Below are 21,870 nucleotides of genomic sequence, written 5' to 3' on the forward strand. Positions count from 1 at the left end.
GGCCCGGTCACTCCTGTTGATCACAGGGGCGTGCGACCGGCGTACGACTACACGCCACCGGCGCGCCGCCCGCGCACTCCCGCGCCGATCGCCCAGCCGAGACCGCCGGCGGCGACCAGGACGAGGAGCATCTCGGGCAGGATGCCGAGCTTGGTGGCAGGGGTCTCCGAGGAGCGCAGCGGGACCTTCTGGACCAGGTAGTCGGCCACGAACATGCCGGTCCGCTGGGTGATCCTCCCGTCCGGCATGATGATCGCGCTCACCCCGCTGGTCACCGGGACCGTGACGGTCCGGCTGTGCTCGACGGCGCGGATCCGGGACATCGCGAGCTGCTGGTAGGTCATCTCGCTGCGGTCGAAGGTGGCGTTGTTGCTCGGCACGGAGATCATCTGGGCGCCGTGGGTGACGGTGTCGCGCACCGCCCAGTCGAAGGCGGCCTCGTAGCAGGTGGCCAGGCCGACCCTGGCGCCGTCCATGGTGAACACACCCGGCTTGCTGCCCCGGCTGAAGTCCTGGTGGACCATGGTGGTCCAGTTCTTGTTGATGTGCGCCAGCACCGAGCGCAGCGGGAGGTACTCGCCGAAGGGCTGGACCTGCCGCTTGTCGTAGGTGTCGGTCGGGCCCTTCACCGGGTCCCACAGGATCTGCTCGTTGTAGAGCTTGCCGTCCCGTTCGACGACACCGCCGACCGAGATGGGCGCCCCGATCGTCCTGGCCGCGTTCTCGATGACCGCGGCGGCGTCGGGGTTGGCGAACGGGTCCACGTCGGAGGAGTTCTCCGGCCACAGCACGAAGTCGGGCCGCGCCACCTTGCCGGCCTTGACCTCGGCGGCCAGCCGCAGGGTCTCCCGCGCGTGGTAGTCGAGCACGGCACGCCGCTGGGCGTTGAAGTCGAGGCCCGCGCGGGGCACGTTGCCCTGGATGAGGGCGACGGTCGCGGTGCCGTTCTCGGCCTTGTCGCTCACCAGCGTCCGCGCGGCCAGGGCGCCCACCACGGGGACGGCCACACTCAGCGCGGCGACGACCGCGGCGGCTCGCGGTACGGACGCCCCGGCACCGGTACGGCGCCGTTCGATCACCTGGCGCACGACCTCGTACAGCCCGAACCCGCACAGGACGACCCCGAAGCCGAGCACGGGGGTGCCGCCCAGCGCGGCGAGCGGCAGGAAGACGCCGTCCGCCTGGCCGAAGGCGATCTTGCCCCAGGGGAAGCCGCGGAACGGCACGCGCGCGCGTGCCGCCTCGCCCGCGATCCACACGGCCGCCGCCCACAGCGGCCACCCGGGCAGCCTGGACACGGCCGCGATGCCCGCGCCGACCAGCGCGACGAAGACGGCCTCGACGACGACCAGTGCCAGCCAGGGGCCCGAGCCGACCTCCACCCCGGTCCACACCAGCAGCGGAAGCAGGAAACCCAGGCCGAACAGATAGCCGAGGCCGAGCCCCGCCTTCCAGGACCGGCCGCGCAACACCCAGGCGAAGAGCCCGAACGCGGGCAGCGCGAGCCACCACAGGGTGCGGGGCGGGAAGCTGACGTACAGCAGCACTCCGGCGAGCGCTGCGGTGGCGGCTGGCCAGAGGCGCAGCAGCCGGGCGCGGCGCGAAGCGGGCGCGAGCTGCGGTTCGAGCTGGTCCGGCTCGGCTGTGGAAGGAGCGGTGGCGGTCACTCCGGGAGTGTACGGCGCCTGCCCGGGCCGCCGACAGCACGGTCCGGCCGGTGACGGTGGGACCGGTCAGGCCCGCCTGCCGCATCGTTTCTGCGCAACTCGTCCACAAATGACGCACCAGCCGTTACGGTGTGCCGGAGCCCCTGACGTGCGCGCCGGTGACGGCCCGTGCGGTCGGGGCCCGTCACAGGTCGGGGGGCGACGGGTTGGGGTCCACGGGGATGACGTCGGCGGCGGACGCGCCGTCGGACAGTGAGAGACGCAACGTTTCCGACGCGGCGGGCGTCGTCGTACTGGGCGCGTGTGCCACCTGGTCGCTGATCACCGCGGCCGCGCATGACGGCCGCCCCGAGGGCATGCTCCTGGCGGTGCTCGCGGTCGCCGCCGGTTACGCGGCGGGACGGATCTGCGGGGCGCTGCTGCCGGTCGCCGCCCCCTGTACGGCGGCGCTGGCCGGGTTCGGGCTGGCGGTGGCCGCGGCGCACACTCTGCCGGGGCCGCAGACCGCCGCTCCGCCCGGACACCTCGGAGCTGTGGCCGCCCTTCTGGTCCTGGCCACCGGCGCCGTCAGCTGCGCCGCCCTGGCGGCCCGCCCGCCGCTGCTGCGACTGGCGCTGCGCGCCCTGGCCGCCGGAATCACGGGGGCGTCGGCGGTGCTCGGCCCGGTCGCCGGATTCGGCCTCTGTGCCGCCGTCCTGCTCTGTTCGCTCACCGCGGACCACATGCCGCGCCGGGGGGTGGGCCTCGCGGGGCTGGCACTGACGGCGGCCCTGGTGACCGGGACGGTCTGGGCTGCCGCCGAGGACGTACTGCCGGGCGGCCTGTCCGACTCGTTGGAGGGACAACTGGGCGAGCATCGGCTCCAGCTGTGGCGCGACGCCCTGACGCTGGCGCACCGTGAACCGGCGCTGGGCGTGGGGCCGGGCAGGTTCGCGGAACTCGGCGAGACGGCCTCCCTGTCGCTGCCGGCCGAGGCCCGACCGCACTCCGCGCCCCTCCAACAGGCGGCCGAGCAGGGCGTGGTCGGTGTGGCCCTGCTGGCAGCGGTCTTCTGCTGGGTGCTGTACAGCCTGTGGCGCACCCCGCGCCCGGCCTCCGTCGCGCTGACCGCGGGCGCGGCCCTGACAGCTGTGGCCGCCCTCGCGGCGGTCGGCAATGTGCTGAGCTTCACCACGGTGACCGTGGGCGCGGGCCTCCTGGCAGGCCTGGCGACGGCCCGGCCACTCGTCTACGAGCCCCCTGACCCGGCCCCGGCGTCGACACGCGCGCGGGAGCAGCGGGAACACCGGTGACCCGTGGCGGGAGCGGGCCGACGGTCAGAGTGCGGTTCCCGCCGCGCCCCGCAGCCGGTCCTTGATGACACGTACGGCCGCCTCCGCGTTGTCCACCGTGATCGTGAACGTATGTCCGTCCCCGAGGCGCAGCATCACGCCCTCACCCCGGCGTACGACGACCGCGGTGCCCTGCTGGGGCCGCCAGCGGTAGCCCCAGCCGCCCCACTGGCGCGGGGTGACCCTCGCCACGAACTCGGCGCCGACGATCTGTGACAGCGGAATACGGCGGCGCGGCAGGCCGATGTGACCGCAGCGCACTTCGAGGGCGTCCTTGTCGACCTTCACGGCGACGTGCACGAACGCGAGGGTACCGAAGAGGACGAGCAGCCCGGCCGCGATGCAGCCCACGACGGACATGGCGAGCGGTGCGACACCGGAAGTCCACGCCGAGTCGACGGCCAATTCGATACCGAGTGCCATGAAGGCGCAGCCGCCGAGCGCCAGCAGCCACTGGGCGCGGTTGGTCGCCCGGCCGGTCCAGATCTCGGTCGGCACGGTCTCTTCGCGGGAGAGGTCCCTCATGCTTTTGAGACTACTCAGATTCCGCTCCGCGGGCACCGGCTTGCGGAGGGTGACTGCTCCGCCCGGCCCCCGCACGCAAGCCGGTCAGCGGACGGGGGTGGCCGCCTGCAGGAGCCGGCCCTCCTCGTAGACCAGCGCGGCCGCGGGCAGCGGGCCCGCGGTGCCGTTCAGCAGTGCGGTGAGGGTGCCGTCGGCCGCCGACTCCGGGGCGGGGTGCGCGCCGAGCCTGCGGAGCGTCTGGGCGGCCACCGCGCCGGCCGAGCCGTGCAGGACGAGCGGGGGGAGGCCGGGCTGCTGGACGGCCTCCCTGATGCGCTCGGCGACGAGTTCGTAATGGGTGCAGCCCAGGACGACGGTCGTTACCTCGTCGGGGGTGAGGGCTGCCGCGGCGGAGATGGCGGCGTCGATGGCCGCCTCGTCCGCGTGTTCGACGGCTTCGGCCAGTCCCCAGCAGGGCACCTCGGTGACCGCCACGCCCTCGGCGAAGTCCCGGATGAGGCCGCGCTGGTAGGGGCTGCCGGTGGTGGCGGGGGTGGCCCAGATCGCGAAGGGGCCGCCTCCCGCGGCGGCGGGCTTGATCGCCGGAACCGTTCCGATGACCGGCAGCTCCGGTTCGAAGCGGGCGCGCAGTGCGGTCAGCGCGTGCACGGTCGCGGTGTTGCAGCCGACGATCAGGGCGTCGGGCCGCTGCGCGGCGGCGGCCTCGGCGACGGCCAGGGCGCGCTCGGTGAGGTCCTGCGTGGTGCGCGGGCCCCAGGGCATGCCCGCGGGGTCCAGGGAGAGCACGAGATCCGCGTCGGGCCGCAGCCGCCGTACCGCCGCGGCTGCCGGCAGAAGTCCGATTCCGGAGTCCATCAGCGCGATCTTCACCCGGTCACTATAAACGGCGTGCCCTTACGGGCCTTCGGGGTGGGGCAGACTGCGGCGGTGAACGCCGTTGTGTGGACCGCCGTCGGATCACTCGCCTCCTGGTTGTGGCTGCTGCTGTGCCAGGGCTTCTTCTGGCGTACGGACGTCAGGTTGCCGTCGTACGACCGGGAACCGGAGTCCTGGCCGGCCGTCTGTGTCGTCGTCCCGGCGCGCGACGAGGCCGGTGTACTGCCCGCGAGTCTGCCGTCGCTGCTCGCCCAGGACTATCCGGGCCGGGCCGAGGTCTTCCTGGTCGACGACGGCAGTTCGGACGGCACCGGGGAGCTGGCCCGGGAACTGTCGCGCCACCACGGAGGGCTGCCGCTGACCGTGGACTCGCCCGGTGAACCGCCCGCGGGCTGGACGGGCAAGCTGTGGGCCGTGCGCCACGGCATCGACCTGGCACGCGCGCGTGAACCCGAGTTCCTGCTGCTGACGGACGCGGACATCGCCCACGCGCCGGACAGCCTGCGGGAGCTGGTGGCGGCGGCGCGGGGCGGCGGCTTCGACGCCGTGTCGCTGATGGCCAGGCTGCGGGTGGAGAGCGCCTGGGAGCGGCTCGTCGTACCGGCCTTCGTGTACTTCTTCGCTCAGCTCTATCCCTTCCGCCGGATCGGCCGGAAGGGATCCCGGACGGCGGCCGCCGCGGGCGGGTGCGTGCTGCTGCGTACGGAGGCGGCCGAACGGGCCCGGATCCCGGACGCCATCCGCCACGCGGTCATCGACGACGTGGCCCTCGCGCGGGCCGTCAAGGGCGGCGGGGGCCACATCTGGCTGGGGCTCGCCGAGCGGGTGGACAGCGTGCGGCCCTACCCGCGCCTGCACGACCTGTGGCGGATGGTCTCGCGCAGCGCGTACACACAGTTGCGCCACAGCCCGCCGCTCCTGCTCGGCACGGTGCTCGGCCTCGCGCTGGTGTATCTGGTGCCGCCGTTCGCCCTGTTCGCCGGGCTCGCCACCGGGACGACACCCGCGGCGGTGTGCGGCGGCCTCGCGTGGGTCGTGATGGCGGGGACGTACGCCCCGATGCTGCGCTACTACGGGCAGCCGCTGTGGCTCGCTCCCCTGCTGCCGTTCACCGCGTTCCTGTACCTCCTCATGACGGTCGACTCGGCGGTGCGTCACTACCGGGGACGCGGCGCCGCCTGGAAGGGCCGGACGTACGCCCGGCCGGAAACCGCCGCCGAGGAGAGCTGAGCCTCGTGCGTCACTTGCGGCCGGGGGTCCAGTTCATGCCCCAGCCGTAGACGTGGTCGACGGTCCGCTGCGGGCTCACGCCGCGCTCGGGCACGAGATAGCGGGCCTCGCGCTGGACGATCAGGTCGCCGCCGTTGTTGGTGATCAGGGCGAGCGCGCACACCGTGGAGGGCACCGTGCACTCGTCGAGCGAGAAGTCGACCGCGGCTCCGCTCGCCGGGGTCAGGGTGACCGTGGCGTGCAGGTCGGCGAAGGAACGCGCGCCCGCGTAGATGGTCACGAAGATGAGGATGCGCCGGAAGTCCTGCTTGTGGTCCAGGTTGACGGTGAGGTTCTCGCCGCTGGACATGGCCCCGGTGCGGTCGTCGCCGTCGAGGTGGATGTACGGCGGCTGGTGCAGTGCCCCGAAGGCGTTGCCGAGTGCCTGTACGACGCCCTTCCTGCCGTCGGAGAGCTCGAAGAGGGCACACAGGTCGAGGTCGAGGTCGGAGTGCTGGGCGACCGCGCGGCCGAGTTTGCTGCCCCACCCCGAGAACTGCTTGTGGACCTGCCAGTTGAGGTTGACGCGCAGGGCGCCCGAGGTGCCTCCCTGTTTGGTGAGCGAGACGGACGGGGCCTCCTTGGTGAGCGTCACCTTGGTCAGCCGTACCGGCGCGGCGGGAGGCGGGGGCATGGTCACGGGCGGCGCGGGGGGCGGAGGCAGGGTGACCGGAGGTGTGACGGGCGGAGCTGCGACAGGCGGAGCCATGGGCGCGGAGGCCCGCGCGGCGGGCGCGGGTGAGGGCTCGTCCACGGTGATGCCGAAGTCCGTGGCCAGGCCAGCCAGTCCGCTGCTGTAGCCCTGTCCGACCGCGCGGAACTTCCAGGCGCCCTGCCGACGGTAGAACTCACCGAGCACGAACGCGGTTTCGACACTGGCGCCCGCGTTGTCGAAACGGGCCACCACCGTGCCCTGCGCCGCGTCGCGGACCTCGATGTACAGACCGGGAACCTGCCCGAACGTTCCTCCGTCGGCGGAGGCGGCAAGGACCACGGTCTCGACGGCCGGCTCCACGCGCGCGAGGTCGACGAGAAGGGTGTCCGTCACCCGGCCGCCGTCGTCCCGCTTGCCCTCGTGCCGGACCGCGCCGGAGGAGTGCACGGGCTGGTTGTAGAAGACGAAGTCGCCGTCGGAACGGACCTTTCCGGACATCAGCAGCAGCGCGGAGGCGTCCGCGTCGGGCACACCCGCACCGGAGCGCCAGCCCAGTTCGACCCGGAGTGCCACCGTGGGCACCGGCGTATTGGATCCCTTGGACATCGACATGTCTGCCCCCATCTCTGCCAGCCTCGCCGACAACCTATGCTCCCGGGCCCGTGAACTCCCGTTGAACTCTCCTGACGAAGGAGGGAAGAACGCGGGGCGACCCGTCGGTAACCCGCCCGGAACCTGGCCTTTACCTGATCACAGCACGATCCTGTGCCCCTTTTGCCGAGTTCGCTCGCATTGGGGGTCCCACATCACCGCCGACACGGAAAACAACCCTCTTATCGGTCTCCCCAACCACCTCATCGTGGGTTTAACTTATGTGCCATGACCTCCCCCCGCTCCACCTACGGCGGCGGCTACTACTCCGCCTTCCCGGACACCCCGATCTACGACTCGCTCGTCGCCGAGCGGGGGGCCCCGCAGATCGCTCCGATCCGGGTCCCCGCTGCCTACGACACGGGCAACAACCTGCCCGCGCTGCCGTCCTCGCTTCCCGCGCTGCCGGCCGGCCCGTCCCAGCAGGCCCAGTCCTACGGCTACCCGCAGGCGCAGCAGCCCTCGCCACTGCAGCAGGCGCCGGCGGCGTACATCCCGCAGCAGGCGCCGCCGCGCGGTTATCCCGCCGGCCAGCCGATGCAGCAGCAGCGTCCGGCGGCGGCCACCGGTTACGAGGCGATGCGCCCCGCGGCCCCCCGGCCCGCCCCGACTCCGTACCAGGACCCGTACAACAACCAGCAGTACCGCGGGTACTGAATCTCGCCCCCGGAGTGTCCGTGCCTGCTGGCACGATGGCGGCATGGGGAATGCGGAGCTGCACTCGATTCACATCCATCCGGTCAAGGCGTTCCGGGGCCAGGCACCCCGGCAGGCCGTGGTGGAGCCCTGGGGGCTGGCCGGAGACCGGCGCTGGGTTCTGATCGACGCCGAGGGGAAGGTCGTCACCCAACGCCAGCACCCGCGCCTGGCGCAGGCCGCGGCCGAGCTGCTGCCCGACGGCGGCATTCGTCTGTCGGCACCCGGTCGCACACCCCTGACCGTGCCTGTCCCGGAGGTGACGGGCACGACGACGGTGGACATCTTCGGCACCAAGGTGCAGGCGGTGCTCGCGGGTGACGACGCGCATGCCTGGTGCGGGGGGTATCTGGGTGAGGACGTACGCCTTCTGCACATGGACGACCCGGCCACCCGCCGCGCGGTCGACCCGGAGTTCGCACTGCCCGGCGACACTGTGAGCTTCGCCGACGGCTATCCCCTGCTCGTGACCACGCTCGCCTCGCTCGACGCCCTCAACGCCCTGATCGCGCAAGGGGATCGCGCCCAGGAGGGCCCCCTGCCCATGAACCGCTTCCGGCCCAACGTGGTCGTGTCGGGGACGGCCGCCTGGGCCGAGGACGACTGGTCCCGGATCGCCATCGGCGAGGTCTCCTTCCGGGTCGCCAAGATGTGCGGGCGGTGTGTGGTGACCACCACCGACCAGGACACCTCCGAACGCGGGCGGGAACCACTGCGCACCCTCGGACGCCATCGCCGCTTCGGCAACCAGCTGATCTTCGGACAGAACCTGATTCCGGAGAACCCCGGCACCATCCGCGTCGGCGATCCCTTCACGGTCATCGCATAGGCGGGCGTGATCTCCCCATTTGGTCCCGGAGGCGGGAACACCGGCACGGGGCTGATCCGTTGGCCTTTGTGAGAAGTTCATGAGACTGCCTGGACGAGAGCCGGCGAGCAGTGATTTCGCTCTCTCTTCGGCCTGCGTCGTGCGTGAACTTCTCGGACCGGGTTATCACGGAGCGGGAAGGGGGTGCGGCTGTGCGGGCGATCGGTGGACTCTGGCGCTGGCGGCACAATCCGCTGCGCCGCGCGACCGACCTGGCGGAGGCCTGGGTGGCGCTCGCGGCCCTGCTGCTGATCCTGCTGGCGGCGCCCCTGATCGGCGTCCTCGTCGGCGGTGCCGCCCAGGGCGCGCTGCAACAGGCCGTACGGGACCAGCGCGAGGCCCGTCATCTCGTGACGGCCACCGTGATCAAGAGGCTGGCCCGCTCCCCGCTGGAGCCCGACCCCGAGTCGGCCTCCCCTCGGGAGGCGAGAAGCCGCGTGGAGGCCGACTGGAGGGGACCCGACGGCACGCAGCAGCACGGCAAGGTCATGGCGAGCCTCAAGTCCCCGCATCCCGGCGACCACTTCACGCTGTGGACGGACGAACAGGGGCGAATAGCCGCCCAGCCGCTGGACACCGCCACCGCGACGACCCACGCGGTACTCGCCGGATTCGGTGCGGCCGTCCTGTCGGCCGGGTTCGTCGAGAGCGTCCGGCGGCTGGTCCTCTGGCGCATGGTCCGTCGCCGGTACGCCCGCTGGGACCAGGCCTGGGACCGGGCCGGACCCGACTGGGGCCGGACCGGGACCGGTAGTTGACCGCCTTTCGGCTCTGGTCAACCCACCGTGCCCGCGCACGCTACGGTGGACCGGCCGACATCGTTCGGCACCTTCCGCGACATCCCGCGTTCCACGAGGTGGGGGCACAGCAGCGCCATGGCACAGGGCACGGTCCAGGTGACGCACACCGGCACTTCGAGGTGGCGGCGCCGCACGGGTGAGTACGCGTCGCTCGCCGCCGCCCTGGAGGCCGCGGCGGACGGCGACGTCCTCACCGTCGCGCCCGGCACCTACCGGGAGAACCTCGTCGTCGAGCGGGCGGTGACACTTCGCGGGCCGGAGGGCTCCCCCGGCTCGGTGCGCATCGCACCCGCCGACGGCGTACCGCTCACCGTGCGTGCCTCGGCGGTGGTCCAGGACCTGCATGTGGAGGGCCAGGACCCGACCTCGGCGGCCGTGCTCGTCGAGGAGGGCACACCTGAGCTGATGGACCTGCGGATCGTCACCCGGTCCGCCGCGGGCATCGAGGTGCGCGGTGGCGCGCGCCCAACGGTGCGACGCTGCACGGTCGACAACCCGGCGGGCGCCGGTATCGCCGTACTGGACGACGCGGGCGGGGTGTTCGAGGAGTGCGAGGTCGTCGCGGCCGGCCAGGCGGGCGTGACCGTGCGCGACGGCGGCCGTCCGCGTCTGGAGCGGAGCCGCGTGCACCACGCCTCGGGCGTCGGTCTGTCGGTCTCGGGCGAGAACTCGGCGCTGGAAGCGGTCGGTTGTGAGATCTACGAGGTCAAGGGCAGCGGCGTCCACATCACCGGCCGGGCCACGGCCCACCTGACCGACTGTGGTGTGCACCGTACGTCCGCGGACGGCGTGACGCTCGACACCGACGCCGTGCTGACGCTCGCCGACTGCCGTATCCACGACATCCCGGAGAACGCGGTCGACCTGCGGTCCCGCTCGGTTCTCACCCTGACCCGCACGACGGTGCGTCAGTTCGGGCGTAACGGGCTGTCGGTGTGGGATCCGGGCACACGCGTGGACGCCAACCAGTGCGAGATCTTCGACAGCACCGGCGACTACCCGGCGGTGTGGATCAGCGACGGCGCCACGGCCGTCCTCGAGTCCTGCCGGGTGCACGACGTGCCGGACGCGCTGTTCGTGCTCGACCGGGGCTCACGCGCGGACGTCGTCGACAGCGATCTCTCGCAGGTGCGCAACACGGCTGTGTCGGTCAGTGACGGCGCGACCGCTCAGCTCGACGACTGCCGGATCCGGGACGCGGCGACGGGCGCCTGGTTCCGCGACCACGGCAGCGGCGGCACACTCAACGGCTGCACCGTGGTCGGCACCCAGACGGGCGTGATCGTCACCAAGGGCGCCGACCCCACCATCGAGCGCTGCACGGTCGACTCCCCCGCCGAGGCGGGCTTCTATGTGTCGGCGGGCGGCCGGGGCAGCTTCCTGCACTGCCGGGTGACGGGCAGCGAGGGCTACGGCTTCCATGTCATAGACGGTTGCCGAACGACGCTGACGAAGTGCCGCACGGAACGCTGCGCGCGCGGTGGTTACGAGTTCGCCGACGGCGGTTCCGGCGCGGCCACCGGCGGCGGGCCGGTCGTCGAGGACTGCACCAGCGACGAGAGCGCGGCCCTGCGCACGCCCCTGGTGCCGGAGACGGCCGTGCTGACAGCGGTCCAGTCGGCGGGGGTGCTGGGCGGGATCCCGGGTCAGCGCAGCGCGGAGCCGGAGTCGGCGGTCGGCCCCTCGGCGCCGGAGGAGGCCGCGCGGTCCTCGAAGGACGTCCTGGGCGAACTCGACGCGCTGGTGGGCCTGGAGAGCGTCAAGCGCGAGGTGCGGGCCCTCACCGACATGATCGAGGTCGGCCGGCGCCGGCAGCAGGCGGGCCTCAAGGCGGCCTCCGCCCGCCGCCATCTGGTCTTCACGGGCTCCCCCGGTACCGGCAAGACGACGGTCGCCCGGCTCTACGGCGAGATCCTGGCCGCGCTCGGTGTCCTGGAGAAGGGCCATCTCGTCGAGGTGTCCCGGGTGGACCTGGTCGGCGAGCACATCGGTTCGACGGCGATCCGCACCCAGGAGGCCTTCGACCGGGCGCGGGGCGGTGTGCTGTTCATCGACGAGGCGTACGCGCTGTCCCCGGAGGACTCCGGCCGTGACTTCGGCAAGGAGGCCATCGACACGCTGGTGAAGCTGATGGAGGACCACCGGGAGGCCGTGGTGGTGATCGTCGCGGGCTACACGGCCGAGATGGAGCGCTTCCTGTCGATCAACCCCGGGGTCGCCTCCCGTTTCTCGCGGACCATCACGTTCGGTGACTACGGCCCCGAGGAACTGCTGCGGATCGTTGAGCAGCAGTCGGAGGAGCACGAGTACCGGCTCGGCCCGGGCGCCTCCGAGTCGCTGCTGAAGTACTTCGAGGCGATCCCCAAGGGTGCGACGTTCGGCAACGGCCGCACGGCGCGGCAGACGTTCGAAGCGATGGTCGAGCGGCACGCGGGCCGCGTCGCCCAGCACCCCGAGCCGAGCACGGACGACCTGACCCTGCTCTACCCCGAGGACCTGCCCGAGCTGCCCTGAACCCCGGCCTTTGGCCTAGGTCCGGGCAGCGCCTCGGGTGGCGTCAGCCGCCCCAGCAGTTCCTCGCGCTCGTCGGCGAAGGCCGGGTCGGCCTGGTAGTCGGAGTGGCCGAGGATCGGTGAGGGCAGCGGATGCTCCTTGTCGCGGCCGTAGGCGAGCGGGTCCTTGAGCGGTGCGCGGTCCACTTCGGGGCCGCAGTCGCCGGGCAGGTGTACGGGGCCGCCGATCGGGTCGGTGAGTCGGTACAGGTTGCGCCAGCAGGCCACGTCGTGGTGCAGCGAGGTGAGCGCGGCGGGGCCGAAATGGGCCGGGAACCAGCGCCCGTACAGGCGCTCCAGCGGTGAACCGTACGTCAGCAGCGCGACGCGCCGCCGCACGGACGGCTTCAGCTGCCAGGCGGCGGCCGCCGCGAGGACGCTGCCCTGGGAGTGCCCGGAGAGGACCAGGCGTCCGCCGGTGGCCTCGGTCCAGGTGGCCATCCGCCAGGTGAGGTCGGGCACGGCGCGTTCCGCGTAGCAGGGCGGTGCGAAGGGGTGGGAGGCGCGCGGCCAGAAGGTGCCGACGTCCCAGAGGATGCCGATGGTGCGCCGCGCCGCCGGGTCCTTGTAGGCGCGCCGTCCCCAGGTGACGAACAGCAGGAAGCCGACTCCGATCAGCCAGGACCCGAGGGCCTGGGCGGTCTCGGCGGCGCCCTGGACGATCCCGTACGTGCCGTGCGAGGCGTCTCCCGGCGTGTCGTCCGTGATCCGGGCTCCGATCAGCGCGGTAGCGCCCAGGAGCAGCGTGACCGCGGAGGTGATCCCGACGATGCGGGGCGCCCGGTCGGTGAGGGCGGCCATCGCTCGCATGCTCGCGATCCGACGGGTGCGCGCGGCGTCCATGGGCTCCCCGGAGCCGTCGTCGTAGTCCTGCTCGACGGCGTCCAGCTCGGCGCGGCGCAGTTGCAGGGTGCGCCGGGCCAGCCAGCCGATCAGGCCCAGGACCACCAGGAGCACGGCGGGGATCACCGATGCCTGCCAGGTCAGCAGCACGGGCGGTCCTTCGACGGTGGCGCCGGTGCCGTCCAGCCAGTCGGCGACGCGCTGGGACACGCCGCCGGACATCACGCCGCCCAGCGCGCAGGCGAGCGTCGCGACGGCCGGTCCGCCGAGGCCGCGCAGAGCGGCTCGCGGGTCGGGGTGGGTGCGGTACAGCAGGTGGGCGACGACGGCCAGGACGACGACGATGATCCCCTGGAGCAGTGCGAGGGTGCCGAAGGTCGTGTCGCCCGGCAGCCGCCCCGCCGACCGCCACCCGGGACGCGACCAGCCCGCGTACACGGCCGTCAGGAGCAGCAGGGCGAGCGCGCCGCCCGGCAGGAGGCGGACGAGCCGGGCGTCGAGTTCCTGGTCGAGGCGTCTCTCGCTGCGTCCCCGGCGGCACACCACCCACACCACGGCGACGGCCCCGGCGGCCAGCGACACGTACAGCAGCCCGGCCAGGGTCGCCAGGATCGCCGGACCGCCTGGTTCGCGGTCGTGGCGGGCGGCGGCCGAGCCGAGGGCGGCGGCGACCGTCAGCAGGCCGGCCGCGGTGTGCGCGGCGCGCAGCCGGGCGACCAGCCGTCGGCCGTACCAGAATCCGGGCCGCCCCAGCGCCGTACGGATGTTCTCGTCGGCGGGCTCGGGGGCGTGGGCCATCGGCCGCTGGGACTCGTACGCCCGCCAGGTGCGACGGGACAGGAACCACAGCAGGCCGGTGAGCGCGGCGGGCACCACGGCGGCCAGGGCCAGGCGGCGGCCCGGCACGCTCCACCAGCCGCCGCCCGACTCGGTCGGCGAGAGGAAACCGAGCCACGAGTGCGCCTCGGCGCACGAGCGGGTGCCAGCGCACTGCCAGGCCGTGAGGTCGAGGGCGACCTCGCAGGCGGCGGCGACCAGGAGGACGGTGAGGGTCAGGCCCGCGAGGCGCACCAGGAGGCCGTAGAGGCGGACCGTGCGCTGCCGGTCGCGGGCAGTGGGGCGCATCCAGTGGGCGAGGTTGACCACCATGAACGGCAGCAGCAACAGCCACAGGGCGCGCGTGCCGTTCCCGGAGGTGAGGTTGCACCACACGTACGCCTCGCGCACCGGCGCGCCGTGCGGGTCCGCGGGCCGGTCCTCCGCCCCGGCGTCGTCCACTCGCCGGAAGACAGCGGCCGTGTCGTCGCCGGTGATGCGGACGGTCCGCGGATCGTTGAGCATCTTCTCGGGCGTGGCACCTCCCACGCCGTGGACCAGTAATTCCAGGGCGATGCCGGTGGTCGTCGCCGCCCCGGTCCGTTCGGGTCTTTCGGGCGGCCCGGCCGCGCTGTCCGTTCCGGGCGCCGCGGCCCGTTCCTGTACGTGCTCCACTGTTCGCACTTCCCCCGTCGCTCGTGCTTCCCCCGTGCCCCGCCGACGGCCACGCGTCCTGTGAACGACGATGCCGGGCGGGACTGGAGGATCTCCGCCAGGTGGGCTCCGTACACCTCTCGTCACGGAATCTCCCCGATCCGTGTGACAAGCGTGGAGCCGGTGTTGCCAGAGTGACATGTCCGCGTCGTGACGGGCAGTGGCGCGACGAGTACCGGCCCATGCGAGTATGGGACGTCCGCCGGGCCGCTAGCAGGAGGAATGTCCTTGTCGGAGCGGGTTCGCAGCAGGTGCACAGCGGGTGTGCGGGACGTGTCGGAGTTGGTGGGGGCGAGTGGACCGGCAGGCCCGGAGCAACCCCGGAAAGACGTGGAGCGGCCGTGAATGACAACCAGAACCTCCTCGCGGAGCAGCGCCGCGCCCTGATCCTCGACGAGGTACGGCGTCGCGGGGGCGTTCGCGTCAACGAGCTGACCCGGAAGCTCGGCGTGTCGGACATGACGGTTCGCCGTGACCTCGACGCCCTGGCCCGCCAGGGCGTCCTGGAGAAGGTGCACGGCGGCGCGGTGCCGGTCGTCGAGGCGAGTACCCACGAGCCGGGGTTCGAGGCCAAGTCCGGCCTGGAACTGACGGCCAAGGAGGACATCGCCCGGGCCGCGGCGGAACTGGTCGCGCCGGGTTCGGCGATCGCTCTGTCGGGCGGTACGACGACGTACGCGCTGGCGCATCATCTGCTGGACGTGCCGGATCTGACCGTGGTGACCAACTCGGTGCGCGTGGCCGACGTCTTCCACACCGCGCAGCGCGTGTCGGGGCAACGGCAGGGGGCGGCGACGGTCGTGCTGACCGGCGGGGTGCGGACGCCGTCCGACTCGCTGGTGGGGCCGGTGGCCGACCAGGCGATCGCGTCACTCCACTTCGACATGCTGTTCCTGGGCGTGCACGGGATATCGGTCGAGGCCGGGCTGTCCACGCCGAACCTCGCGGAGGCGGAGACGAATCGGCGGCTGGTGCAGTCCGCTCGGCGCGTTGTCGTGGTCGCCGACCACACCAAGTGGGGGACGGTGGGGCTCAGTTCGTTCGCGGCGTTGGAGCAGGTGGACACGTTGGTGACGGACTCGGGGTTGGTGCCTGAGGCTCGGGCTGAGGTTTCGGAGCATTTGCGGCGGCTGGTTGTCGCCGGTGAAGTTGGCAGTTGAGGGTGCGCCTAAAGGGGTGCCTCGGTTGGTGCGTTTGCGGGTGCGGCGCCGCTGTGGCTTGTCGCGCAGTTCCCCGCGCCCCTAGAGGTCAGTTGGGCCACAGGCCTGTTTTTAGGAAGCCCTCGATTTTTGCTCCGTACGGCTCGATGTTCAGGGCCTGTTCCTTCAGCCACGTATCCGAGTAGTACTTGTCCAGGTAGCGGTCTCCGTGGTCGCACAGGAGGGTTACTACGCTGCCCTGTTGGTCCTTCGTGACCATTTCCGCCACGATCCTGAGGGCGCTCCACAGGCCTGTACCGGTGGAGCCGCCCGCCTTGCGGCCGATGGCTTGTTCCAGGGCTCTCACCGCTGCGATGCTCGCCGCGTCCGGGACCTTCATCATGCGGTCCACCGCGCCGGGGACGAAACTGGGCTCCATTCGAGGGCGGCCGATGCCCTCGATGCGGGAGCCGCAGTCGCACGTGACGTCCGGATCGCCGGTGGTCCAGCCCTCGAAGAAGCAGGAGTTCTCCGGGTCGGCGACACAGATACGGGTGTCGCGCTGTGTGTAGTGGACGTAGCGGGCGAGCGTCGCCGAGGTGCCGCCGGTGCCGGCCGTGGCGACGATCCAGGTGGGTTCCGGGAAACGTTCCAGTTCCAGTTGGCGGAAGATGGATTCGGCGATGTTGTTGTTCCCGCGCCAGTCCGTGGCCCGTTCCGCGTAGGTGAACTGGTCCATGTAGTGGCCGCCCGTCTCCGCCGCGAGGGCTGCCGAGGCCTCGTACATTTTGCGGGAGTCGTCCACGAAGTGGCACTGGCCGCCGTGGAACTCGATGAGGCGGCACTTCTCGGCGCTGGTCGTGCGGGGCATCACCGCGATGAAGGGCACGCCGATCAGCTTCGCGAAGTACGCCTCGGAGACGGCGGTGGAGCCGCTGGACGCCTCGATCACCGGGCGGCCGGGGCGGATCCAGCCATTGCACAGCCCGTAGAGGAAGAGAGAGCGGGCGAGGCGGTGCTTGAGGCTTCCGGTGGGGTGGGTGGACTCGTCCTTCAGATAAAGGTCGATACCCCACTTCTCCGGCAACGGGAAACGCAGCAGGTGGGTGTCGGCCGAGCGGTTGGCGTCGGCCTGGACCTTGCGGACGGCCTCTTTGAGCCAGCCCCGGTAGTCGGCGTCGCTGCGGTCCACGTCGAGCGTGTCCAGGGTTTCGGCGGTCCGGGTGGGGTCGGGGATGCTCACGTCAGGCTCCTTGCGATACGCACGCCGACGGCTCGTCGGGCAGCCGGACACCTCGATCATAGACACCTTGCACACGCTCCTCACCTGCATAAACACCCCTTTGGGAGACCCAAAGGGAGGCCTGGGGTGAGGGATGGGGAAAGGCGGGACGGGGGCGGAGGAGCGCGGGGCGCATCCCGGTGAGTGCTCCCGCCGGTTGGCGCGGAGCGTCGTACGCACTGGTGCTCCTCGCCGGGGGCGGGCAGACTGCACGGCACGGGGGCGCACACTGGATCAACACACTGGATCACGTTTCACGCGGGACGACCACGCATCTCGGCACAGGCCGACTAGGGGGCGGAGCATCATGGCGGAGCCGGAGTTCACGGCCACGGGCGTGCGGATCGGGAAGAGGTTGCGCTCCCTCACCCGGGCCGGACAGGTCCGGATCAGCGGGGGCAGGCTGGAGTTGCTCACCAGTTACGGCAGCGAGATCGACAGCGCTCCCGTGCAGGCGGTGCGCGCGTCGAAGCCCTGGTTCGCGGCCGACGACCGGGCGCTGGCCGACCTCAACGGCAATCGATACCTGCTGACGCTGGGGGAACACGACCCCGCGCCGGGCCGGCCCGGCCCGCCCGCGGCGAGCCGCTTCATCGAGGCCGTACGCAAGGCGGCGGGGCGCGGGCACTAGGCCCTAGGACGTCAGGGACCGTGGGGCCCCGCTTGGCGCGGGCACCGAGTGCGCCCGGAACCATGCCGCGAGTTGCGGGTTTCCGCCCCCTGAGTCACGCTTGTCACACATCACTCTGGGTTTACCGGTGATAACGCTGCGAACCAGCCCGCCGGTCATAGACAGCAGGCGGCCATTACAGACAGCCATCTGCTGGATCCGCTCTCGTGTCTTCTTCCGGACCTCAATTCGGGGAGTCGCAAGCCGTGATCAGTCACCCAAGCAGGCACTGCACGGTGGAGCTCCAAGCCCTGCCGTCGCGGATCGGCCAGGTCCGCAGAATCGTATCTGCACATTTGCGCTACTGGCATCTGGATCCCTTGATAGACCGGGCCTCGCTCGGTGTGACCGAACTGCTGACCAACGTCCACCGGCACGCCCAGCCCGACAAGCTGTGCACCGTGGAGATCGAGGTCCTGCTCGACCGGCTCACCGTCTCGGTCCACGATCACGACCCGCGCATTCCCGAACTCCGGGACGCGGATCCCACCGCCACCTGCGGACGCGGCCTCGCGATGGTCGCCGCGGTCAGCGAGAGCTGGGGTGTGCGGCCGGACGGCGAGTCCGGAAAGGTCGTGTGGTTCACCCTGCCGACGGTCGCACCTGTGGTGGCGGCTCCGGAGACCCGGCCCGCGACCGCGGCGCCCGCACAGCTGCCGTTCGAGGAGCAGCCGTGTGACGGGCCCGGGTTCGACGAGCCGCCGTACGACAAGGGACACAAGTCGGGGGCAGTCCGGCGCAGGCCGGAACACGCTCCCGCCCGGTCGGCCGTTGTCGGCTGACCGGGCGGTGACCGCCGATCTCCCACCCCCTCGCCTCGCCGTGCCCGTACGTCACTCGGTGGCGACGGCCCGCAGTACGTCCAGACGTGCCGCCCGCCGGGCCGGGCGCAGACCCGCGAGTGCGCCGGCCGCGACGCCCACCAGGGCCACGACCGCGAGTTGTGTGGACGGCAGCGCGAAGGCGAAGACACTGTCGCTCGCGCCGTCCGACGCCTTCACCAGCACCCAGCCGAGGAAGGCACCGAGGGCGAGCCCGCCCACCGTGCCGAAGGCGGCGACGAGGACCGACTCCCAGCGGACCATGGCACGCAGTTGGGCCCGGGTCTGACCGACCGCCCTCAACAGGCCGAGTTCACGGGTGCGTTCGTGGATCGCGAGGGTCAGCGTGTTGGCGATGCCGAGCAGTGCGATGAGCACCGCGAGGGCGAGCAGCGCGTAGACGAGGGTGAGCATCATGTCGATGCCTTTGGCCGATGACTGGGCGAACTCGTCGCGGGTCTGCACCTCGGGGTCGCCGAAACGTGCGGCGACCTGCTCGACGGCGGCCTTGCCCGCGTCCGTACCCACGCCGTCCTTGAAGGAGACGGCGATCAACGTGTCGGAGTCCTGGGCGCGGTGCGGTACCCAGGCGGCACGGGTGATGACGTAGTCGCCGACGAGCTCCGACCGGCCGTAGACGGCGCGGACGGTGAAGCTCTCCTTCCGGCCGTCGGTGAAGGCGAGTTCGGTGGTGTCGCCGGTCCGCAGACCCTGGCGGTCGGCTTCCGCCCGGGTGACGGCGATGCCGTCGGTGCCGAGGCCGGTCAGCGAGCCGCGGATCTCACCCAGGTCGAAGACCCGGCCGAGCGTGACGGGGTCGGTGACGGTCAACGCCCGTCCCCGGCCGTCGACTTCGGCGACTCCCCGGCCGAGTCCGACCGCGTCCGCCACCTCGGGCCGCTGGGCGATCGCGGGAGCGAGGGCCGGGCTGAGTCCGCTGCCGCCCGCGCCGAACGAGGGGGTGCTCACGGCCACATCGCCCGCGAAGGACCGTGACACGGTCTGGTCCATGGTGGCCTTCAGCGAGGCGCCGAACACGGTGAACAGGGAGACGACGGCCACGCCGATCATCAGGGCGCTCGCAGTGGCGGCGGTCCGCTTCGGGCTGCGCAGGGCGTTGCGCCGGGCGAGATCCCCGGTGACTCCACGCAGTCTGCCGAGGGGGCCGCCGAGGACCCGTACGACTGTCGTGGACGCGACCGGGCCCAGGACCACGAAGGACGCGAGAGCCAGTACGCCGCCAAGTCCCGCCAGCCACAAGGACGGTGAGACGAGGACGCCGGTCAGCGTCAGCGCGAGCGCGAGGGCCCCGAGACCCGCGCCGGTGACCGCCCGGACGGACGAGGCACCCGACCGGTCCACGGCCGTCTCCCGAAGAGCGGCCAGGGGTGCGGTGCGGCCGGCGCGTACGGCGGGCAGCAGGGCGGAGCTCAGGCAGACCACGATGCCGACCGCGAGCGGCAGCAGCATGGACAGCCCGCTGATCACCAAGTCGCTTTCGGGGAAGGGGAATCCGATGGCCGGGAAGAGCGCCTGGAGGCCTGCGGCGATGGCGATGCCGCCGACGAGGCCCACGATCGACGCCGTCACGGCGACCGCGGTCGCCTCGACGAGCGTGGCCGCGGTGACCTGGCGGCGTGAGGCGCCCAGCGCGCGCAACAGGGCGTTCTCGCGGGTGCGTTGGGCGACGACGATCGCGAAGGTGTTGTGGATGGAGAAGGTCGCGACCAGGATCGCCACGCCCGAGAAGGCGAGGAGGAAGAGAGTGAAGATGTCCAGGAACCGACTGGAGATCATCTCGGTGTTCTCCTCGGCCGACTCCTGACCGGTGATCGCCTCAACTCCCTTGGGCAGTACGGGAGTCAGCCGGACCACCAGCTCCTGCTGACCGACCCCGGGACCGGCCCGCACCTGGATGCTCGCCGCCTGCCCGGGCTTCGCGGTCAGGTACTTCTCGGCGTCCGCCTGGGTCATCCCGGTGAACGTCACCTGCGCCATGCCGTCCTCGCCCGCGAAGGTCGCGAGTCCGACGATCGTCACCCTCACCGGGTCGGGCGTACGCAGGATCGTCGTGTCGCCGATCCTCAGGTCGCCCTTTTCGGCCGTACCCCGGTTGACGACGACCTCCCCGGACCTCGCCGGGGCGCGTCCTTCGGCGAGTCGGTACGGGTTCAGCTTCGGGTCGGTGATCCAGTTGCCGGCGAGGGTGGGCGGGCCTTGGCCGCCGATCGGTCGGCCGTCGGCGGCGAGGAGCTGGCCCGCGCCCTGGATGTCGGGGGCGGCGGCAGCGACGCCCGGGACCCGCTCGACCGTGTCGACCAGGTCGGTGGGGACCGGCCCGCGTACGCCCTGGCTCTCGCCGGGGGTCGTGATGGCGTCGGCGCTGCGGACGACGGCGTCGGTGCCGCTCGTCGCGTCTCCGAACATGGTGTCGAAGCCGGCGCGCAGGGTGTCGCCCATGACCAGGGTGCCGGCCAGGAAGGCCACCCCGAGGAACACCGCCAGGAACGTACCGGCGAAGCGGCGCCTGTGGGCGCGCAGCGAGGCGAGGCTGATGCGGACGGTGGGGCCAAGGGCGCGTGCGGAGGCGTTCATGAGGGCACCTCGAAGGCTTTCAACCGGTCCAGGACCTTGTCGGCGGTCGGGGACTCCATCCGGTCCACCAGACGGCCGTCGGCCAGGAAGAGGACCTGGTCGGCGTGGGCGGCGGCGACCGGGTCGTGGGTGACCATGACGACCGTGCGGTCCATGTCCCGCACCGCCCGCCCGAGCAGGCCGAGGACCTCCTCGCTGGAGCGCGAGTCGAGGTTCCCGGTCGGTTCGTCGGCGAAGACGACGTCGGGACGTCCGGCGAACGCCCGTGCCACGGCGACGCGTTGCTGCTGGCCGCCGGAGAGTTCGGAGGGGCGGTGGTGAAGCCGGTCGCGCAGGCCGACCACGTCGACGAGGGTGTCGATCCACTCCCGGTCACCGTCTCGGCCGGCCAGGTCGATCGGCAGCGTGATGTTCTCGGCGACGGTCAGCGTCGGGACCAGGTTGAACGCCTGGAAGACGAAGCCGATCCGGTCACGGCGCAGCAGGGTCAGGTGCCGGTCGTCGAGCGCGCCGAGTTCGGTGTCACCGATGAACGCGGTTCCCGAGGTGAGGGTGTCCAGGCCTGCCGCACAGTGCATCAGGGTGGACTTGCCGGAACCCGAGGGCCCCATGATCGCGGTGAACCGCCCGGCCGGAAAGCCGACGCTCACCCCGTCGAGGGCCCGTACGGCGGTGTCGCCACCGCCGTACACCTTCACCGCGTCGACGACACCGGCCGCCGTACGGGTCGTGGTGGCGGCGGTGGTCATACCGCACCGCCCTTGCCCGGGCGCCCGCCTGCGGCACCGAACTGCTCGTCCAGGACGGAGAGCCGCCGCCAGTACTCGTCCTCGTCGATCTCGCCGGAGGCGAAGCGCCGGCCCAGTACGGCGAGCGGCGCGTCGCCGGAGAGCCGGTCCTGCGTGTCGTCACGGCCGCTCACGGGGCGCCACGGGCCACGGCGACCGCGCCAGGCCGTGCGGCGCAGGACGGTGACGACGCCGATCACGACGAACGCCCAGATCAGCGGGAAGAACAGGATCCACGGGCCGGGGCCACCGTTCCAGTTCGCGAGGGTCTGCATGTCGAGTCATCTCCCGGGTCGGGGTTTTCGTTGATGA

The 21,870-nt window shown here is 71.9% G+C and carries 18 protein-coding genes; 9 read left to right on the top strand and 9 right to left on the bottom strand.

Annotated elements, in window-relative coordinates:
• Window positions 1-47: 47 nt before the first annotated feature.
• Window positions 48-1,667 (bottom strand): apolipoprotein N-acyltransferase, encoded by a 1,620-nt coding sequence (gene lnt / locus OG241_RS03075; protein ID WP_405813495.1) that lies wholly within the window; start codon window positions 1,665-1,667, stop codon window positions 48-50.
• Between the two features lie 221 nt (window positions 1,668-1,888).
• Between lnt and OG241_RS03080 the strand changes: the two genes are divergently transcribed.
• Window positions 1,889-2,959: an O-antigen ligase family protein gene (locus OG241_RS03080; RefSeq protein WP_405813496.1), complete on the top strand. Its 1,071-nt coding sequence runs from the start codon at window positions 1,889-1,891 to the stop codon at window positions 2,957-2,959.
• A gap of 24 nt (window positions 2,960-2,983) precedes the next feature.
• Here OG241_RS03080 and OG241_RS03085 read toward each other — a convergent pair whose 3' ends face one another.
• On the bottom strand, window positions 2,984-3,523 hold the full coding sequence (locus OG241_RS03085; RefSeq protein WP_405813497.1) for a hypothetical protein: 540 nt from the start codon (window positions 3,521-3,523) through the stop codon (window positions 2,984-2,986).
• Between the two features lie 84 nt (window positions 3,524-3,607).
• Entirely contained in the window at window positions 3,608-4,393 is a 786-nt protein-coding gene (locus OG241_RS03090) for a glutamate racemase (protein ID WP_405813498.1), read from the bottom strand.
• A gap of 69 nt (window positions 4,394-4,462) precedes the next feature.
• Between OG241_RS03090 and OG241_RS03095 the strand changes: the two genes are divergently transcribed.
• Window positions 4,463-5,629: a glycosyltransferase gene (locus OG241_RS03095; RefSeq protein WP_405826020.1), complete on the top strand. Its 1,167-nt coding sequence runs from the start codon at window positions 4,463-4,465 to the stop codon at window positions 5,627-5,629.
• Between the two features lie 10 nt (window positions 5,630-5,639).
• Here the strand turns inward: OG241_RS03095 and OG241_RS03100 are convergent, their stop codons facing one another.
• Window positions 5,640-6,935, bottom strand: coding sequence for a TerD family protein (locus tag OG241_RS03100; RefSeq protein ID WP_405813499.1), 1,296 nt, complete (start codon window positions 6,933-6,935; stop codon window positions 5,640-5,642).
• Window positions 6,936-7,202: 267 nt separating this feature from the next.
• Here OG241_RS03100 and OG241_RS03105 point away from each other — a divergent pair, with 267 nt between their 5' ends.
• The 4 genes from OG241_RS03105 to OG241_RS03120 all read left to right on the top strand — a co-directional run bounded on the left by OG241_RS03105 (window position 7,203) and on the right by OG241_RS03120 (window position 11,852).
• On the top strand, window positions 7,203-7,631 hold the full coding sequence (locus OG241_RS03105; RefSeq protein WP_405813500.1) for a DUF6643 family protein: 429 nt from the start codon (window positions 7,203-7,205) through the stop codon (window positions 7,629-7,631).
• Window positions 7,632-7,674: 43 nt separating this feature from the next.
• The gene (locus tag OG241_RS03110) at window positions 7,675-8,499 is read left to right on the top strand and encodes an MOSC domain-containing protein (RefSeq protein ID WP_405813501.1); all 825 of its coding nucleotides are present in this window, start codon (window positions 7,675-7,677) and stop codon (window positions 8,497-8,499) included.
• Between the two features lie 191 nt (window positions 8,500-8,690).
• The gene (locus OG241_RS03115) at window positions 8,691-9,296 is read left to right on the top strand and encodes a hypothetical protein (RefSeq protein ID WP_405813502.1); all 606 of its coding nucleotides are present in this window, start codon (window positions 8,691-8,693) and stop codon (window positions 9,294-9,296) included.
• A 117-nt stretch (window positions 9,297-9,413) separates the two neighbouring features.
• Entirely contained in the window at window positions 9,414-11,852 is a 2,439-nt protein-coding gene (locus tag OG241_RS03120; protein WP_405813503.1) for a right-handed parallel beta-helix repeat-containing protein, read from the top strand.
• On the opposite strand, the gene OG241_RS03125 is transcribed toward OG241_RS03120, so the two are convergent.
• The gene (locus OG241_RS03125; protein WP_405813504.1) at window positions 11,822-14,224 is read right to left on the bottom strand and encodes a hypothetical protein; all 2,403 of its coding nucleotides are present in this window, start codon (window positions 14,222-14,224) and stop codon (window positions 11,822-11,824) included. The genes OG241_RS03120 and OG241_RS03125 overlap by 31 nt on opposite strands.
• 380 nt (window positions 14,225-14,604) lie before the next feature.
• Between OG241_RS03125 and OG241_RS03130 the strand changes: the two genes are divergently transcribed.
• Window positions 14,605-15,423: a DeoR/GlpR family DNA-binding transcription regulator gene (locus OG241_RS03130; RefSeq protein WP_405813505.1), complete on the top strand. Its 819-nt coding sequence runs from the start codon at window positions 14,605-14,607 to the stop codon at window positions 15,421-15,423.
• Between the two features lie 88 nt (window positions 15,424-15,511).
• Here the strand turns inward: OG241_RS03130 and OG241_RS03135 are convergent, their stop codons facing one another.
• Complete coding sequence (locus tag OG241_RS03135; RefSeq protein ID WP_405813506.1) at window positions 15,512-16,645, bottom strand: PLP-dependent cysteine synthase family protein; 1,134 nt, start codon at window positions 16,643-16,645, stop codon at window positions 15,512-15,514.
• Window positions 16,646-16,991: 346 nt separating this feature from the next.
• Here OG241_RS03135 and OG241_RS03140 point away from each other — a divergent pair, with 346 nt between their 5' ends.
• Window positions 16,992-17,315, top strand: coding sequence for a hypothetical protein (locus tag OG241_RS03140; protein ID WP_405813508.1), 324 nt, complete (start codon window positions 16,992-16,994; stop codon window positions 17,313-17,315).
• Window positions 17,316-17,560: 245 nt separating this feature from the next.
• Window positions 17,561-18,136, top strand: coding sequence for an ATP-binding protein (locus OG241_RS03145; RefSeq protein ID WP_405813509.1), 576 nt, complete (start codon window positions 17,561-17,563; stop codon window positions 18,134-18,136).
• A gap of 51 nt (window positions 18,137-18,187) precedes the next feature.
• On the opposite strand, the gene OG241_RS03150 is transcribed toward OG241_RS03145, so the two are convergent.
• Genes OG241_RS03150 through OG241_RS03160 form a run of 3 tightly spaced genes read right to left on the bottom strand, consistent with a single transcriptional unit; the run spans window position 18,188 to window position 21,833 of the window.
• Complete coding sequence (locus OG241_RS03150; RefSeq protein WP_405813510.1) at window positions 18,188-20,770, bottom strand: ABC transporter permease; 2,583 nt, start codon at window positions 20,768-20,770, stop codon at window positions 18,188-18,190.
• Window positions 20,767-21,519, bottom strand: coding sequence for an ABC transporter ATP-binding protein (locus tag OG241_RS03155; protein ID WP_405813512.1), 753 nt, complete (start codon window positions 21,517-21,519; stop codon window positions 20,767-20,769). The genes OG241_RS03150 and OG241_RS03155 overlap by 4 nt, the downstream gene beginning before the upstream one ends.
• Window positions 21,516-21,833 carry an SHOCT domain-containing protein gene (locus tag OG241_RS03160; protein WP_405813513.1) on the bottom strand — a complete coding sequence of 106 codons (318 nt, stop codon included), beginning with the start codon at window positions 21,831-21,833 and terminating at the stop codon, window positions 21,516-21,518. The genes OG241_RS03155 and OG241_RS03160 overlap by 4 nt, the downstream gene beginning before the upstream one ends.
• Window positions 21,834-21,870 lie beyond the last annotated feature (37 nt).

The organism is Streptomyces sp. NBC_01390, assembly GCF_045040105.1.
Lineage (GTDB): Bacteria > Actinomycetota > Actinomycetes > Streptomycetales > Streptomycetaceae > Streptomyces.

Excerpts from the sequence above, each read along its gene's own strand:
- OG241_RS03080 (WP_405813496.1), top strand. The coding sequence starts at position 1,889 with ATGACGTCGGCGGCGGACGCGCCGTCGGACAGTGAGAGACGCAACGTT.
- OG241_RS03085 (WP_405813497.1), bottom strand. The coding sequence starts at position 3,523 with ATGAGGGACCTCTCCCGCGAAGAGACCGTGCCGACCGAGATCTGGACC.
- OG241_RS03100 (WP_405813499.1), bottom strand. The coding sequence starts at position 6,935 with ATGTCGATGTCCAAGGGATCCAATACGCCGGTGCCCACGGTGGCACTC.
- OG241_RS03105 (WP_405813500.1), top strand. The coding sequence starts at position 7,203 with ATGACCTCCCCCCGCTCCACCTACGGCGGCGGCTACTACTCCGCCTTC.
- OG241_RS03110 (WP_405813501.1), top strand. The coding sequence starts at position 7,675 with ATGGGGAATGCGGAGCTGCACTCGATTCACATCCATCCGGTCAAGGCG.
- OG241_RS03120 (WP_405813503.1), top strand. The coding sequence starts at position 9,414 with ATGGCACAGGGCACGGTCCAGGTGACGCACACCGGCACTTCGAGGTGG.
- OG241_RS03140 (WP_405813508.1), top strand. The coding sequence starts at position 16,992 with ATGGCGGAGCCGGAGTTCACGGCCACGGGCGTGCGGATCGGGAAGAGG.
- OG241_RS03150 (WP_405813510.1), bottom strand. The coding sequence starts at position 20,770 with ATGAACGCCTCCGCACGCGCCCTTGGCCCCACCGTCCGCATCAGCCTC.
- OG241_RS03155 (WP_405813512.1), bottom strand. The coding sequence starts at position 21,519 with ATGACCACCGCCGCCACCACGACCCGTACGGCGGCCGGTGTCGTCGAC.
- OG241_RS03160 (WP_405813513.1), bottom strand. The coding sequence starts at position 21,833 with ATGCAGACCCTCGCGAACTGGAACGGTGGCCCCGGCCCGTGGATCCTG.